12 protein-coding genes, 1 other RNA gene and 2 pseudogenes are annotated in these 14,709 nt (G+C 69.3%); 6 read left to right on the top strand and 9 right to left on the bottom strand.

The annotated features are described in order from the left end of the window. Positions 1 to 116 precede the first annotated feature (116 nt). Both FIV43_RS03245 and FIV43_RS03240 read right to left on the bottom strand, forming a co-directional pair. A complete protein-coding gene (locus FIV43_RS03245; protein ID WP_407938881.1) occupies positions 117 to 1,466 on the bottom strand; it encodes an RNA polymerase sigma factor in 1,350 nt (449 codons plus the stop codon). A 422-nt stretch (positions 1,467 to 1,888) separates the two neighbouring features. Further along, entirely contained in the window at positions 1,889 to 2,464 is a 576-nt protein-coding gene (locus FIV43_RS03240) for an HhH-GPD-type base excision DNA repair protein (RefSeq protein ID WP_141012970.1), read from the bottom strand. Positions 2,465 to 2,625: 161 nt separating this feature from the next. Here FIV43_RS03240 and FIV43_RS03235 point away from each other — a divergent pair, with 161 nt between their 5' ends. Next, complete coding sequence (locus FIV43_RS03235) at positions 2,626 to 2,892, top strand: metal-sensitive transcriptional regulator (protein WP_141012969.1); 267 nt, start codon at positions 2,626 to 2,628, stop codon at positions 2,890 to 2,892. A 30-nt stretch (positions 2,893 to 2,922) separates the two neighbouring features. On the opposite strand, the gene FIV43_RS03230 is transcribed toward FIV43_RS03235, so the two are convergent. Together FIV43_RS03230 and FIV43_RS03225 are read right to left on the bottom strand one after the other, a co-directional pair. Continuing rightward, complete coding sequence (locus tag FIV43_RS03230) at positions 2,923 to 3,231, bottom strand: hypothetical protein (RefSeq protein ID WP_141012968.1); 309 nt, start codon at positions 3,229 to 3,231, stop codon at positions 2,923 to 2,925. Between the two features lie 2 nt (positions 3,232 to 3,233). Beyond that, positions 3,234 to 3,437 (bottom strand): hypothetical protein, encoded by a 204-nt coding sequence (locus FIV43_RS03225; RefSeq protein WP_141012967.1) that lies wholly within the window; start codon positions 3,435 to 3,437, stop codon positions 3,234 to 3,236. 101 nt (positions 3,438 to 3,538) lie between these two features. Between FIV43_RS03225 and FIV43_RS03220 the strand changes: the two genes are divergently transcribed. The 4 genes from FIV43_RS03220 to FIV43_RS03205 all read left to right on the top strand — a co-directional run bounded on the left by FIV43_RS03220 (position 3,539) and on the right by FIV43_RS03205 (position 8,579). After that, positions 3,539 to 5,059, top strand: coding sequence for a circularly permuted type 2 ATP-grasp protein (locus FIV43_RS03220; RefSeq protein WP_141012966.1), 1,521 nt, complete (start codon positions 3,539 to 3,541; stop codon positions 5,057 to 5,059). After that, positions 5,059 to 5,994: an alpha-E domain-containing protein gene (locus FIV43_RS03215; protein WP_141012965.1), complete on the top strand. Its 936-nt coding sequence runs from the start codon at positions 5,059 to 5,061 to the stop codon at positions 5,992 to 5,994. Before FIV43_RS03220 ends, FIV43_RS03215 begins: the two co-directional genes overlap by 1 nt. Then, the gene (locus FIV43_RS03210) at positions 5,994 to 6,833 is read left to right on the top strand and encodes a transglutaminase family protein (RefSeq protein WP_141012964.1); all 840 of its coding nucleotides are present in this window, start codon (positions 5,994 to 5,996) and stop codon (positions 6,831 to 6,833) included. Before FIV43_RS03215 ends, FIV43_RS03210 begins: the two co-directional genes overlap by 1 nt. Before the next feature lie 186 nt (positions 6,834 to 7,019). Further along, positions 7,020 to 8,579, top strand: a complete 1,560-nt coding sequence (locus FIV43_RS03205) for a carboxylesterase/lipase family protein (protein ID WP_181407667.1) — start codon at positions 7,020 to 7,022, stop codon at positions 8,577 to 8,579. Between the two features lie 74 nt (positions 8,580 to 8,653). On the opposite strand, the gene FIV43_RS03200 is transcribed toward FIV43_RS03205, so the two are convergent. Then, a complete protein-coding gene (locus FIV43_RS03200) occupies positions 8,654 to 9,085 on the bottom strand; it encodes a tetratricopeptide repeat protein (RefSeq protein WP_141012962.1) in 432 nt (143 codons plus the stop codon). Positions 9,086 to 9,148: 63 nt separating this feature from the next. Here FIV43_RS03200 and rnpB point away from each other — a divergent pair. Then, an RNA gene (gene rnpB, locus FIV43_RS03195) (RNase P RNA component class A) lies at positions 9,149 to 9,521 on the top strand. Positions 9,522 to 9,739: 218 nt separating this feature from the next. Here the strand turns inward: rnpB and FIV43_RS03190 are convergent. The 4 genes and pseudogenes from FIV43_RS03190 to FIV43_RS21895 form a co-directional block, all read right to left on the bottom strand. Continuing rightward, the gene (locus FIV43_RS03190; protein ID WP_141012961.1) at positions 9,740 to 10,093 is read right to left on the bottom strand and encodes a hypothetical protein; all 354 of its coding nucleotides are present in this window, start codon (positions 10,091 to 10,093) and stop codon (positions 9,740 to 9,742) included. A gap of 99 nt (positions 10,094 to 10,192) precedes the next feature. Then, positions 10,193 to 13,060, bottom strand: a complete 2,868-nt coding sequence (locus FIV43_RS03185; RefSeq protein WP_141012960.1) for an AAA family ATPase — start codon at positions 13,058 to 13,060, stop codon at positions 10,193 to 10,195. Positions 13,061 to 13,714: 654 nt separating this feature from the next. Then, positions 13,715 to 14,157, bottom strand: a pseudogene (locus FIV43_RS24020) (IS1634 family transposase); the annotation flags it as partial. Positions 14,158 to 14,169: 12 nt separating this feature from the next. Then, positions 14,170 to 14,705: pseudogene (locus FIV43_RS21895) on the bottom strand (IS1634 family transposase); the annotation flags it as partial. Positions 14,706 to 14,709: the final 4 nt, after the last annotated feature.

The raw sequence follows: 14,709 nt of genomic DNA, 5'->3' as shown, positions 1-14,709 counted from the left end.
CTCCCGAGATCGGTTGCGGGCATCACTGTGCCGCTTCTCGGGGGAGCGCGTGAACGTCATCCACAGGCGGTCGGGATCCGTGCCTGCGGCGCCCAGACAGCTGGGCGGTGGGAGTGTCAGTCCAGGTAGTCGCGCAGGACCTGCGAGCGCGAGGGGTGACGCAGCTTGGACATCGTCTTGGACTCGATCTGCCGGATCCGCTCGCGGGTCACGCCGTAGACCTTGCCGATCTCGTCCAGCGTCTTCGGCTGGCCGTCGGTCAGGCCGAAGCGCATCGAGACCACGCCCGCCTCACGCTCGGAGAGGGTGTCCAGCACCGCGTGCAGCTGCTCCTGGAGCAGGGTGAAGCTGACCGCGTCGGCCGGGACGATCGCCTCGGAGTCCTCGATCAGGTCACCGAACTCGGAGTCGCCGTCCTCGCCCAGCGGGGTGTGCAGCGAGATCGGCTCGCGACCGTACTTCTGGACCTCGACGACCTTCTCCGGGGTCATGTCGAGCTCCTTGGCGAGCTCCTCCGGAGTGGGCTCGCGGCCGAGGTCCTGCAGCATCTGCCGCTGGACCCGGGCGAGCTTGTTGATCACCTCGACCATGTGCACCGGGATCCGGATGGTGCGGGCCTGGTCGGCCATGGCCCGGGTGATCGCCTGGCGGATCCACCACGTGGCGTAGGTGGAGAACTTGTAGCCCTTGGTGTAGTCGAACTTCTCGACCGCGCGGATCAGACCAAGGTTGCCTTCCTGGATCAGGTCCAGGAAGAGCATGCCGCGGCCGGTGTAGCGCTTGGCGAGCGAGACGACCAGGCGGAGGTTGGCCTCGAGCAGGTGGTTCTTGGCGCGCCGACCGTCCTCGGCGATCCACTCGAGCTCCTCGAAGGCCTTCGGGGTGATCTTGCCGCCCTTGGCGAGCTTCTCCTCGGCGAAGAGACCGGCCTCGATCCGCTTGGCGAGCTCGACCTCCATCTCGGCGTTGAGCAGCGGGACCTTGCCGATCTGCTTGAGGTAGTCCTTGACCGGGTCGGCGGTCGCGCCGGCGACCATGACCTGCTGCTCGGGCTCGTCGGTGTCGTCCGCCGCGGAGACCACGAAGCTCTGCTTCTCGGCCTCCTTCTCGTCCTCCTTGATGGAGGGGTCGGCAGCGACGTCCTTCTCGAACTGGTCGTCGGGGATGTCGGGCAGGACCTTCTTGCCGTCGGGGCCGACCACGGGCGCCTCCACGGCGGGCGCCTCCACGACGGCCGCGTCGGCCTGCTTCGCGGCGACCTTCTTGGCGGGCGCCTTCTTCGCGGCCGTCTTCTTCGCCGGCGTCGAGGTGTCCTCGGCGGCGGGCTCGGGCTTCGCGGCCGGAGCCTTCTTCGCGGCAGGCTTCTTGGTCGCGGCCTTCTGGGTCGCGGTGCGCGAGGAGGCGGCGACGGCACGGGTGTCGGCCGGCATCGCGACCGAGATCCCGAGCCCGGCGATGTGCGCCATCAGCGGCTTCAGCTGCGCCGGCGCCACGTCAGCGTCGGTGAACGCCTGACGCACGTCCTCGGGCGTGACACTGCCGGTGGGGGCAGCTCGCTCGACGAGGGCGACGATGGAGGGGTGCGCGAGCACCTCGGTCGGGACCTTGCGTGCGTTCGAGGACACGAACACCTCTCGATAGTGGCAGCGAAGCGTACAAGCGGTCAGGGCGCAGCGAAGCCCGCAGGCGTCAAGAGCGCTGACACTCATTGTGCCACGGCCCCGGTGAGCCCTCCGCATCCCCCGTGCCGATTCGAACCTCCCACTGCAGAGGCACTGCACGACTTCGCGTACTCCCCGGAGTCGTCGGCCGTTCACCGACCGTTCGATCCCACCTCAGTCATGACTCAGGCGGCCCTCAGGCAACACTCAGGAAACCACACGCCTGGTCAGCCTGCGGCCTTGGCCGCCTTCGCGGCCGCCTTGGCGGCCTTCTTGTGGTCCCGCACCTTCTGCAGCGAGGCCGGATCGACCACGTCGGCCACCGAGCGGTATCCCTCCAGCGCATAGTCACCGGCGACCTTCTCCCACCCGGCCGGCACGACGCCGAGCTGCTTGGCGAGCAGCGCGACGAAGATCTTCACCTTCTGGGCGCCGAAGCCCGGCAGTGCGGTGAGCCGCTTGGCGAGGTCCCTGCCGTCGGACGCCTCGGTCCAGATCCGCTCGGCGTGGCCGTCGTACTCGTCGACGACGATCCGGGCCAGCTCCTGCAGGCGCCCGGCCATCGAACCGGGGAAACGGTGGATCGCCGGCGTGGTGGCGCACAGCGCCGCGAACTCCTCGGGGTCGGCCGCGGCGATCTGCGCGGGGTCGAAGCCACCCAGACGGCCGTTGACCTTGTGCGGGCCGGCGAACGCGTGCTCCATCGGATACTGCTGGTCGAGCATCATCCCCACCAGCAGGGCGAACGGGGAGTCGGTCAGCAGCTGGTCGGCGGCGTCATCGCCGGTGATGTGGATCGCCATGCGCCGAGTATCCCGCACCGCTGCGACCGGGTCCGACGCGCCGCTGAGGAGCAGCGCCGGCGAGCACCCGCCAGTTGAACCCCCCTGGGGGTTGTAGGATGGGGCAGCGACCGGCGCCGCCGACGGAGCCGGGACGGGACGCGAAGGACGAAGGAGCAGGGATGGACCTCGAACCCACCGAGATCAAGGCGATCATCACGCGGATGAAGCGCGCCAACGGACACCTCGCCAGCGTGATCCGGATGATGGAGGAAGGGTCGGACTGCGAGTCCGTGCTGACCCAGCTGGCCGCGGTCAACAAGGCGCTCTCCCGTGCCGGCTACGCGATCGTCGCGACCGGACTGCAGCACTGCCTCGCCGAGGGCGAGGAGGGACTCGACGGCGTCGACGCGAAGAAGATGGAGAAGCTCTTCCTCGCCCTGGCCTGAGCCCCGCTCGGGAGGGCCGGTCGGCCGCAGTCAGCCGGACCAGCCGAACGCGATGCCGCCGCCGATCACCACGACGGCCCAGACCACGATCGAGGCGATGCCGATCCGCACGGTCCGCGGCGGGTCCTCGGTCCAGGCGCGCAGGCAGGACAGCAGGAGCCCCGCCCACACCACCAGCAGTAGCACGACCACCCACCAGGGTGCGATCACTCCGCTGGCGGCGTTGAGGAAGAACGAGGACGCCAGCAGCACCAGGGCCACGAACGGCAACGGCGAGACCACCTCGCCGCTCGCCGGGTCGACGGCGAGCGGGCGGACCCGGCGTCGCCGGCGCCACACGATCAGTCTCGTCCGTCCGCGCCGTCCCGCGCCTCGACGTCGTCGTTCCACTGGGGGTCGTTGTCCCACTCCTCGGTCCGCTCGGCAGCCGTCTCCAGCGCCCGGGACGCCTCCGCCTCGGTGTCGTAGGGGCCGAGCCGGTCCTTGGCCCGGCAGCCCTCGTCGCCCTCGACGGTGTGGTGCTTGATGCAGAACCAGAAGGCCATGCGCCCGAACCTACCCCTCTACCCCGTCACGAGCGGTGGGGCGGCGCGCCGGGCCACTCGGGCGCAACGTGCGCGTTACCCGACATGAGTAGGGTCCGAACATGAGCAGCATGTTCGAGGGGTACGGGACGGTAGAGCCGGCCAGCCCGGCCTACGACGAGATGTTCGACGGGGATGCCCTGCGCTCGCCGTACCTGCGACTGCGCGACTCGCTGGGGAGGATGACGACGCCCGAGCTGATCAGTCGGGTCGAGGCGTTGCAGGCGAGCTATCTCGACCAGGGCGTGACGTTCGACATCGGCGGGGAGGAGCGGGCCTTCCCGCTCGACATCCTGCCGCGGGTGATCGAGATGGACACCTGGTCCACGATCGAGAGCGGCGTCCAGCAGCGGGTGAAGGCGCTGGAGATGTTCCTCGCCGACGTGTACGACGCCGGCACCGTCTTCGAGGACGGCGTCATCCCCCGCCGGGTGATCACCACCTCCTCGCACTTCCACCGGGCGGCCGCCACGATCCGCCCCGCCAACGGTGTGCGGGTGCACGTGTCGGGGATCGACCTGATCCGCGACAACGCCGGCGAGTTCCGGGTGCTGGAGGACAACGTGCGGGTGCCGTCGGGGGTCTCGTACGTGATGACGAACCGCCGGGCGATCGCCGCGGCGCTGCCCGAGACCATCGCCCAGCACCGGATCCGACCGGTGGCCGGCTACCCGCAGCGGCTGCTGGCCGCGCTGCGTGCCGCGGCCCCGGCCGGAGTCGCCGACCCGACGGTGGTGGTGCTCACACCGGGCGTCTACAACGGCGCCTACTTCGAGCACGCGCTGCTGGCCCGCACCATGGGCGTGGAGCTGGTGGAGGGTCGCGACCTGGTCTGCCACCGCGGCGAGGTGATGATGCGCACCACCAAGGGTCTGGCCCCGGTGCACGTGGTCTACCGCCGGATCGACGACGAGTTCCTCGACCCGGTCCACTTCCGGCCGGACTCGGTGCTCGGCTGCCCCGGCATGATCGACGCGGCCCGCGCCGGCAACGTGACCCTGGCCAACGCGGTCGGCAACGGCGTGGCCGACGACAAGCTCGTCTACACCTACCTCCCCGACATCATCCGCTACTACCTGGGCGAGGAGCCGGTGCTGCGCAACGTCGACACCTGGCGCTGCGGCGACGCGGACGCCCGCGAGGAGGTGCTCGACCGGCTGGACGAGCTGGTCCTGAAGCCGGTCGACGGGTCGGGCGGCAAGGGCATCGTGATCGGGCCGCGGGCGTCGAAGGAAGAGCTCGACGAGCTGCGCGGCAAGGTGCTGGAGGACCCCCGCTCCTGGATCGCGCAGCCGGTGGTCCAGCTGTCCACGGTGCCGACCTTCGTCGACGGCGAGCTCGGCCCGCGACACGTGGACCTGCGACCCTTCGCGGTCAACGACGGCGACCGCACCTGGGTGCTGCCCGGTGGGCTGACCCGGGTGGCGCTGGCCAAGGGCGAGCTGATCGTGAACTCCTCGCGCGGCGGTGGATCGAAGGACACCTGGGTCCTCGCCGGCCACGGTGACGCCCGGCAGCAGGAACAGCAACAGCAGCAACAACAGGTCGGAGCAGTCACCACGAGCCCGGAGGGTGTTGCCTGATGCTGAGCCGGATCGCCGAGTCGATGTTCTGGATCGGCCGCTACGTCGAGCGGGCCGAGGACACCGCCCGGATCCTCGACGTTCAGACGCAGGTGCTGCTCGAGGACGCCGGGGTGGACGAGGAGCAGACCTGCCGGGACCTGCTGGCCAGCATGGGGATCGAGCCCGAGGACTTCCCCGCAGCGCTCGACATCGACCACGTGCTCGCGGTGCTGGCCTACTCCCCCGCGTCCGCCTGGTCGATCGCCACCGCGCTCGCCAATGCCCGCGAGGCAGCACGCGGCGCCCGGGAGACCCTGCCGGTGCCGCTGTGGGAGGTCATCAACACCACCTACCGCTCGATCCCGGCACGGCGCTTCGAGGCGCTGCGGCCGCCGTACGTCTTCCAGTGGGTGCGCGAGCGAGCGGCGCTGATCAACGGCACCGCCGACGCGACGATGACCCGGGACGAGGGATGGCAGTTCCTGATGCTGGGTCGCAGCATCGAACGGGCCGACATGACCTCGCGACTGATCGCCTCGACCACGTTGACCGGCGGCACCGGCGAGCAGTGGACCTCGACCCTGCGCTCCTCGGGCGCCTACGAGACGTTCCTGCGCACCTACCGCGGCGTGGAGACCGAGCGGGCGGCAGCGGAGTTCCTGATGCTGGACCGGCTCTTCCCGCGGTCCGTGGTCTTCTCACTCGGCCGCGCCGAGCAGTGCCTGGACAACCTCGGTGACGACCCGCGCAGGGCCGGCTTCCAGGACGAGGCGCACCGGCTGATCGGCCGCACCCGCGCCGAGCTGGAGTACGGTTCGCTGGCCGACCTGGTCGCCGACCTGCCCGACGAGATGGAACGGCTGCAACGCACCTGCGCGGCAGCCACCGACGCGATCACCCGGCGCTACTTCGCGGGCGCCGAGGCGGTCTCCTGGAAGGGGGTCCAGCTGTGATGCAGCTGCGCATCGTGCACCGCACGGAGTTCGACTACGACGACCGCGCCTCGGCCTCCTACAACCAGGCGAGGATGACGCCGAGCACCACGCCCGAGCAGATCGTCATCCACGAGCGGCTCGACGTGACGCCGTCGCCGTGGACCTACCCCTACACCGACTACTTCGGCACCCAGGTGATCGCCTTCGAGATCGCCGACCCGCACGAGGAGATGACGGTGGTCGCCACCTCGACGGTGCAGGTGAACCGTCCGGCGCCGCCGGCTCCCAGCACCCCCTGGGACGCGTACGACGACCGCGCCATCGCCGATCGCTGGACCGAGTACCTGGTGCGGCCCGAGCTGGTCGCGCCGCCCGAGGACCTGGTCGCCCGGGTGCGGGAGATCGCGGCGTCCGCCGCGCTGCCCGGTGAGGCGGCGCGGGCCGTCGTACGGCTGGTGCACGACGAGATCCGCTACGTCCCCGGCGCGACCGACGCGGCCAGCACCGCGCGGCAGGCGTGGGAGCAGCGGACCGGGGCGGTGCAGGACATGGTGCACCTGACGATCGGCGCGCTGCGCGCGATCGGGATCCCCGCACGCTACGTCTCCGGCTACGTGCACCCGGTCCCCGAGCCGGTGATCGGCGAGACGGTCGCCGGCGACTCCCGGGCCTGGGTGGAGTGGTGGGACGACGGCTGGCACGCACTGGACCCGAGCACCGACACGGCGCCCGACGACCGCTACGTGGCCGTCGGCTTCGGTCGTGACTACGAGGACGTCCCGCCGCTGCGCGGGATCTACTCCGGCACCGACAGCTCGGAGATGTCGGTCTCGGTGGAGATGACCCGGCTCGCCTGAGGTTCCCACGAGCTCTGTGCAGGTCGCACCTATCGACGGGGCGCCGGTGCTCCCTAGCATCGCGACCAGCGGCGGGCGAGGCCCGCCACCCGTCTCGGAGGAGCTCTCATGCGCCGTCGTCTGCACTCTGGTCTGCGCCTGGGTCCGACCCACCGTTCCCGACCGGCCCGTGCCGGAGTTGCCGTCGTGCTGGGTCTCACGCTCCTCGCCGCCGGCCTCGGCACGGCGACGTCACCGGCCTCCGCGCGCCCCGACAGGCTCGGGGGCGAGCCGGTCGTCCGCACCCAGGAGGGGGCGGTGCGCGGCGTGGACCGGGGCGACCACCGCACCTTCGAGGGCATCCCGTACGCCGCTCCCCCGGTCGGGGATCTCCGGTTCCGTCCGCCGCGGCCGGTGCGTGCGTGGCGCGGCACCCTGGACGCGTCCGCACCGCGCAGCCAGTGCGCCCAGCTCTCCAACGGGACCGGAAACGCGACGACGGTGGAGGAGGACTGCCTCTACCTGAACGTCACCACGCCGACCTCGCGCCACCCCCGCCCGGGTGGCCGTCCGGTGATGGTGTGGATCCACGGTGGCTCCTTCCTCACCGGCACCGGCGGCAGCTACGACGCCGCCAAGCTGGCCACTCAGGGCGACGTGGTCGTGGTGACGATCAACTACCGGCTCGGGCCGCTCGGCTTCCTGGCGCAGTCGGACCTGACGGCCGAGGCCCCCCGTCTCGGGTCGGGCTCCTACGCGCTGCTCGACCAGCAGGCGGCGCTGCGGTGGGTCCAGCGCAACATCCGGGCGTTCGGCGGCAGTCCGGACCGGGTGACCATCGTCGGTGAGTCCGCGGGCGCGTCCTCGGTGTGCGCCAACGTCGTCTCACCGACGGCCCGCGACCTCTTCGACCGTGCGATCGCGCAGAGCTATTCGTGCACCACCGACGTCGAGACACTGCCGCAGGCCGAGACGGTCGGCGCCGGTGTCGTCGAGGAGGTCGGCTGCGCGGAGGCCGGGGACGTGGCGGCCTGTCTCCGGGCGGTCGACACGCAGACCCTGCTGGAGGCCTGGCCCGGTGGCCGGATGGTGGCCGGCGGCGCCGCGCTCCCGCAGCAGGCGCGAGCCGCCTTCGTGGATGGCACCGCCAACCGGGTGGACCTGATCCACGGGAACACGCTGGACGAGAACCGGCTCTTCGTCCCGCTCGACTACGGCACCTCCCTGACCGCCGAGCAGTACGTCGCGATCCTCACCCGGACCTTCGCAGCGGCCGCCCCCACGGTGCTGGACCGCTACCCCGTGGCGGCCTACCCCTCGCCGATCATCGCCCTGTCCACCGTGTTCAGCGACGCCAACAGTCCGCTGTCCACCTGCGAGCACGTGGACGCCTACCAGGTCACCGACCGGGTCCGCGGCACGCGGGTCTACGCCTACCAGTTCCAGGACCGCACGGCCGACCCGCTCATCGAACTCCTCGGCGACCAGAACGGCGCCGCCCACGCGACCGAGCTGCCGTTCCTCTTCCCCGGGCTCTTCGGCGACGGGCTGAGCGCCGAGCAGGAGTCGCTGTCGGACGCGATGGTCGAGTACTGGACCAACTTCGCCACCTACGGCGTGCCCTTCGGTCGGGGCCTCCCCCGTTGGCCGGAGTACCGGAGCCCACGTGACGTGCTGGCCCTCGACATCGGCTCCGCCGGAGGGATCAGGCGCGAGGACGTCGCCGCGGCGTCGAACTGCGCCTTCTGGGCCTCGCTCGCCCCCTGAGCCCCGGCCCTGGACCTGGCCCCTCGAGCCCCGCTTCGTGGGCCCTGCCCGGAGAGCTCGTGCGCGCGCTCCGGTCAGACCTTCCCGGCCAGCCGCTCGACGCGGAGTACGTCGAGCTCGTGCTCGACATCGCCGCTCATCACGGCTGCCAGGCGCAGGTGCGGCAGCGCGTCGTCGTACCTGCTCTGGCGCTCGAGGGCGCGACCGAGGGCGTGGCGGGACCACACGTCGGAGGGGTCGTCCTCGACGAGTCCACGCAGCACCTTCTCGGCGGGACCGAGCTGCGCGCGCATCAGGAAGGCCCACGCCTGCAGGCCGCGCAGGCCGTGGTTGTCCGGGTCGGCCTCGAGCGCGGGCTCAATCAGCTCCAGCGCCTCGCGCGGGGCCCGGCGGGACAACAGGTCCCAGGCGTTGCGGAATGCCGCGGCGTGCCCGGCCGATTGCCCGGGGAACACGATCGCCGGGGCGGCGAGCATCTGCTCGGGGTCGAAGGGCATGCTGTTCATGTCCACCTGAACTGTCCCGGGGACACGGTTGTTCCCGGTCGATGGCCTAGGCTGACCTGCGGACGGGCTGGCCGGGCGACCGCGTGATCCCTTCGGGGGTCCCGAGGAAAGTCCGGGCTCCACAGAGCAGGGTGGTGGGTAACACCCACCCGAGGTGACTCGCGGGACAGTGCCACAGAGAACAGACCGCCGACTCCTCGTGGGTCGGCAAGGGTGAAACGGTGGAGTAAGAGCCCACCAGTGCCCCGGGTGACCGGGGCAGCTCGGCAAACCCCACCCGGAGCAAGTCCAGACAGTGCACGACGACCTCGGTCGGGAGGGCTGCTCGCCCGAGTGCACGGGTAGGGCGCTGGAGGCCACCGGCAACGCTGGTCGTAGATGGATGGTCGCCCCCTGGCAACAGGGACAGAACCCGGCTTACAGGCCAGCCCGTCCACAAAACCACTTCTGACCTGCGGGTTCTCACTTTTCTGTTGAGTGTAGTCCGCACACAGTCCGCAAGAAAAGTCGCTACGGTCGTCACCGACTGCGGCCAACCAGCCACGGCAGTCGGCACCGAGCGAGTCGCGACGGCGACGTGCCCCACCCGCACGCAGCGGGCGTCGGCGCTGGGTCATCGCCGAAGAGGGAGAGATCGTCAGACACGGGGCAATCCTACGAAGCGGGCAGCGCGACCCGGTGACGTGCGCCCGCGGCCCGCCGCGCAGCGACGGAGATCCTACGGAGACCGACGGCCAGGGCAAGGCATCCGACCTTGAGCGTGTCCCATGCGAGAACGAGCACGACCAGGTTGAGCCAACCAGGGGCACCGGCCGCGATGGACCCAGCGATGACGTGCATCAGCACCAGCAGCACGGCGGCGAACGCCAACAGCGCCAAGACCATGCGAAACGTCGGGAACGCCGTGCGGACTCGACGCGCGAGCACGTTCGTGGGCGCGTAGAACTGCAGGTAGCGATGGACCGCCGCGACGGCGACGAGGACGGGCAACGCGATCAAGATCAGCACAGGTCCCTCCAGGTGGTCGAGACCTTCTCGATACGCCGCGCCACCCATTGCGCGGAGGACGTCCCATGTCCCTTGTGGACAACAACACCCCGCGGCCGCCTATGGAACCGGAATGGCTCGAGACTCCATCGACGGCGACGCAGCGGGGCGCTCGAACGCCGACCCAGCCCGACGGAGGGCGGCCAACACACGCTGACGATCCGCCCGTTGGGCGTCATTTTTGGTGCTGCCGCCCACCGGCGGATCAGCGATGATCTTGTAGCGGTCCCGGTATGCCGCGACCGTCGACACCGCATTGAGCCAGGCTTCGTCAGGACCCGGGCCACGCGGACGAGATCCGAGCCGCCGCGTCCACGCCTCATTGCTGGAGACTGCGTCGTTGGCGAGGGCGCGAGCACGCGACTCGATCAGCTCCTTCCGTTCGTCGATCGCCTCCCGGTCCTCAGCTGACATCGGGCCGAGCGGCTCGGGGATCAGGCCGGCGATCAGTCGTGGACGGAGCCGGCAGCCGCGCGGCGGAGTCGCTGCAAGCTTGTCGACTCGGTAGCGGAGCACCGCGGCGATGTCGTCGGCGTCCTCGAGACCGTGCCGCCCGACGACTCGAGGCAGAAGACGCTCAAGGTCGTGGTGGTATGCCTCGGCGCGACGAAGTGCCGCAGCGAGGGGGCCGAAGGCTGTCGACTCGACGACCGCGGCGTGCTGCCCGGCGGTCAGCCCGGAGCGGCTGAGCAGGTCGGCGAAGCGGTCGTGCTGAGCTTCGGCGGCAATCGTCTCGAGTTCGGCCGCGAGACGGTCGATGCCCCCGTGGAGCTCGTACTCGGCCTCGATCGTTTGGGTGGCCGACAGGTCGGCGCCACTGTGCTGCAGGACGCCATACAGAACCGTCCTGGCAGTGACGTCATCCGCCCCGGGGGTGGAGTGGCTGTCGTCGGGCTGATCGAGGGCGACGTACGCGATGTTGGACTCGCGGCCGCGGGTCATCGAGACGTAGAGGTTCTCGCGGGTCGTGGATGCGGTCACGACGACGTGCGCGGTGTCGACGGTGACGCCCTGGGCTCTATGCGCGGTGACGGCGAACCCGAGGTCGAGGTGTTCGGCAACATACTGCGGCGGCAGGACTGTTCGCCGGCCGTCGCCTCCGAGGCGCTTGACGACGACAGAGCTGTCCCGCCGTATGTCGGTGATCAGCCACCGGTCGCCGTTCTTCACCCACCCGCCTCGCGTGGTCCGGATCCGGCGGTCGTTCTGGCGCGTGATGACGACGTCGCCGACCGAGGCTCGGCAGCCGTCGATCAGGTCGACCTCGCGGTGGTCGACCGCACCCTCCAAGAGCAGCCGCTCGGCCCGGGCGCGTTCGTTGAGCAAGCGGACGTCGCGAGCCGACTCCGTCACGAGGATGCTGGCGCGCCCGGCGGCGCAGTCGGAGCGCCAGGCGCCGTATGCGGCGTCGACCATCTCCTCAGTGAGCCCTTCGCGGATCCGCTGGTGGCGGCCGTAAGTCGAGATGACCTGGACGTCTCCGCGGCTCAGCGCGAGTGAGGCTTCCTTCTCCCACTCGTTGGCGAACCGGTGGATCTCGTTCAACCGCGGAGCGTCCGTACGCCGATCGACCAGGAGTGCGAAGGCTCCGCCGACATCGACGGACTGAAGCTGGTGAGGGTCACCGACCAGCAGGACCTTGGCGCCCGCGCCAGCGGCGATTCCCGTGAGCCGATCGATCGTCACCGTGTCAGCCAGAGTCGCCTCGTCGACGATCACCAGCTGACCGCGGCGCAGTTCGGTTCGGCCGTGGTCGTACTCGTGAAGCCACTTCGAGGTGTTCTCGCAGGCGACGCCGAGGTCATCGGCCAGCGCCTGGGCTGCGGCGGCAGACGGCGCCAGGCCGACCACACTCCCCCGCCCGTGCTCGCTGACCCAGGCCGCGCGGAGCGCCCTCATCGTGGTGGTCTTCCCAGCCCCAGCGGGCCCGACCAACACGTCCACTTGGCGCCCTGAGCGACAGATGCTCTCAGCCGCACGCCGCTGCTCGTCAGTCAGCGGGACCGTGCCACCACCACCTGCTCGCCCCGCGGCCCTGGCTGCCACCGTTGGCGCAGTCACCTTCTCGGCGCGTGCCAACAATCGCGCCTCGGCCTCAAGCGCTGCGGTCGAGGAGTACTTCTCGCCATGCCGGGGTCGGAACCGGCTCGTGCCGTCCTCGCGCTGGAGCCTTGTCGGGGTGCTCGCGAGCTCCGGCGGCGTGAGGACTACTGAGCGTGCCTGGGCCGCGTCCACGATGAGGCCGGCGACGGCCTCGCGGTCGGTGGTGGTGGCGAACCGTAGGTCCATGGTCTGCTTCGCCGCCTCGGCCACCAGATTCCAATGCGTCCACACCGCCCGCTTCACCGACACCGCCGCGACCACGTCATCGGCGATCGTCTGGATCGCGGTCGGTGGGACGTCGTCCACCGTCAACGCATCGGGGTCGCGCCCGACCAGGGTCTGTGCCCACCTCGTGGGGTCGGTGCCCAACCGTTCGGCAGCCCGCTGACGCCACTCGGTGGTCAGGTCGGCGAGGGACCGGACCTCCTTCGCCGGACGCGTAGCCAGCGTGGCTTGCGCCCGCAACTCCACAATGGTTTTGGCTGAGGGTCGGCGTCCGTGGCGGGTGAGGTAGTCGGCGATGAGCTCGTCCTTTTTCACCTCGATCTCGCGCGTTCGGCTGGAGAACTCCGTGATCAGGTCATCGGTCACGCCGGTGATCTCCCACCGCGGGTTCCGATCCGGCCCCCTCTGCCGCAACTCCCACTCGATGCCGAGGTCGTCGTCGTTGGTGGCCTCCGACGACGATGTCGGCGCCGAAAATGGCGGAGGCGGGAGGGCCATCAACGATCGTGACATCATCGGGCGGGTCGAAAGTGGCTCTGGGGGCACCTCCAAAGAGGCCGGGTGTCGCAAGGTCACTCTGACCAACAGGAAGCACAACATCTCCCATACTCAGGTTCTGTACAAGTACATTACGTGGACCAAGTGGTGCTGGTTCCGAACACAACGCTGGATCACGGTGAACACTGTGAAAACCGGTTGGGACATTGACGTAGAATGGGGCACGGTGTCCTGGGAGGGCAATGTGAAGACCAAGAAGTACTTCTATGAGTGGTCAGACGGCTCTGACATTAGCGGGCACTATTACTACAAGAAGGGCCACCTCAAGAACGAGTTCGGCGGAGTCACTTTTGGGCACTCGTATCCCGAGAACACAATTCGCGCACACTCAAACGGCACTTGGACCTGGTGGACGAATGACTGACAGGAAAAGTAGGGCACCTCTCATAGGCGCCGTCATGGCGATTCTTGGAGTTGCCGTCCTCGCAGTTTCGGGATTCGCTGTAGGATGGTTCGAGTTAACTCTCGCTGGCACCTTGGTGCTGACCGGCACTCTTGTGCTTCTCCACTCGTTCCGGAACCGACGCGCTAGGGGCGACGACTGAATTTCGGCTTCCCGATATTCGATGGTTGGAGGTCGGGACCTCCCCGCGCAGATCCCAGGATCGTCACACGTGGTCTATCACCTGGATCGTGCCACCGTGGGGCGTCAGTTGGACTCGATGCCCAGCGCGTGAATGAGTTCCCGGGATTGCGAGGGGGGAGCGGGTCGTATGCAATGTTTTCGTGACCGGCGACGCGGAAGCTGATCTGCGGGAAACGGCCGCGGGATCTGGACGACCTTGCGGATGCTGAGCCCGGTCACGTCTTGTAGGCGACGCGCGACAGCGGGCGCGCGGCGAACACGATGCTCAGGTGGCCTCTCGATCGCGTCGGGGGGTGTGGTGGAACATCGGCCGCGCCCGTAAATCGGTATTGCCCATCCGGAAAGACTGCTCGACCCTCCATAGGTCGTGGTAGCAGGCGGTGACCTCGACGGCGGGCATCACGGCGGCGGGGATGTTGGTGGCGTAGCCCTTCAGCCCGACCAGCCGATGTGCCCGAGATTCTCCATCGAGGGTTCTGGTGCCGTTGATGATCATCACGAACCGTGGTGCCTTGGCGATGTTCTCGCCGTTTGACCTGACTCGAGCCAAGTTAGTGCCCCAGTTGATCTGTGCGAGCGCGTCGCGTAGATCGACGGGCAGCGGATCCTCGGCGGTGATCGTGTGTTCGCCGACCTTGATCTGGACGGTGGGATCGCGGCGTGCGGTGCGGGCGAAGTGCTTGATCGACCAGTCGGTCGCGGACTCGACGAGCCGGGTAACGGCGAGCGCGGCGAACACGATGTTCATGTGTGCCTGGATCGATTCGCGCTTGTAGTGGTAGATCGACCGTGCCTTGAGATCGTGTTTGGACATCCGGAAGCTCTTGTCGATGTGCCACAGCTGGTGATGGGCGCCAATCACGAACTCCGGTTCGGCGTCGACCAGGCTGGTGGTGTAGCTCGTCCAGCCAGCCAGCATCCGGGCTTGGCTTCGAGTTCCCGGTTCACCGATCTGGTGCCGCCGGCGAGCTGGAGGTAGCGGTTCCGCTTGACCGCGATCTTCCCGGCGACTGCCTTCTCGGCCTTGCCGACCTGCTCATCGATCCCGCGCAGCGTCCTGCGGGCACGGTCGGCGCGGTACCGGTAGTTGATGACCCGATCCTCC

Source organism: Nocardioides sambongensis (assembly GCF_006494815.1).
Classification (GTDB): Bacteria; Actinomycetota; Actinomycetes; order Propionibacteriales; family Nocardioidaceae; genus Nocardioides; species Nocardioides sambongensis.
This window is presented reverse-complemented; position numbering and strand designations above follow the sequence as displayed.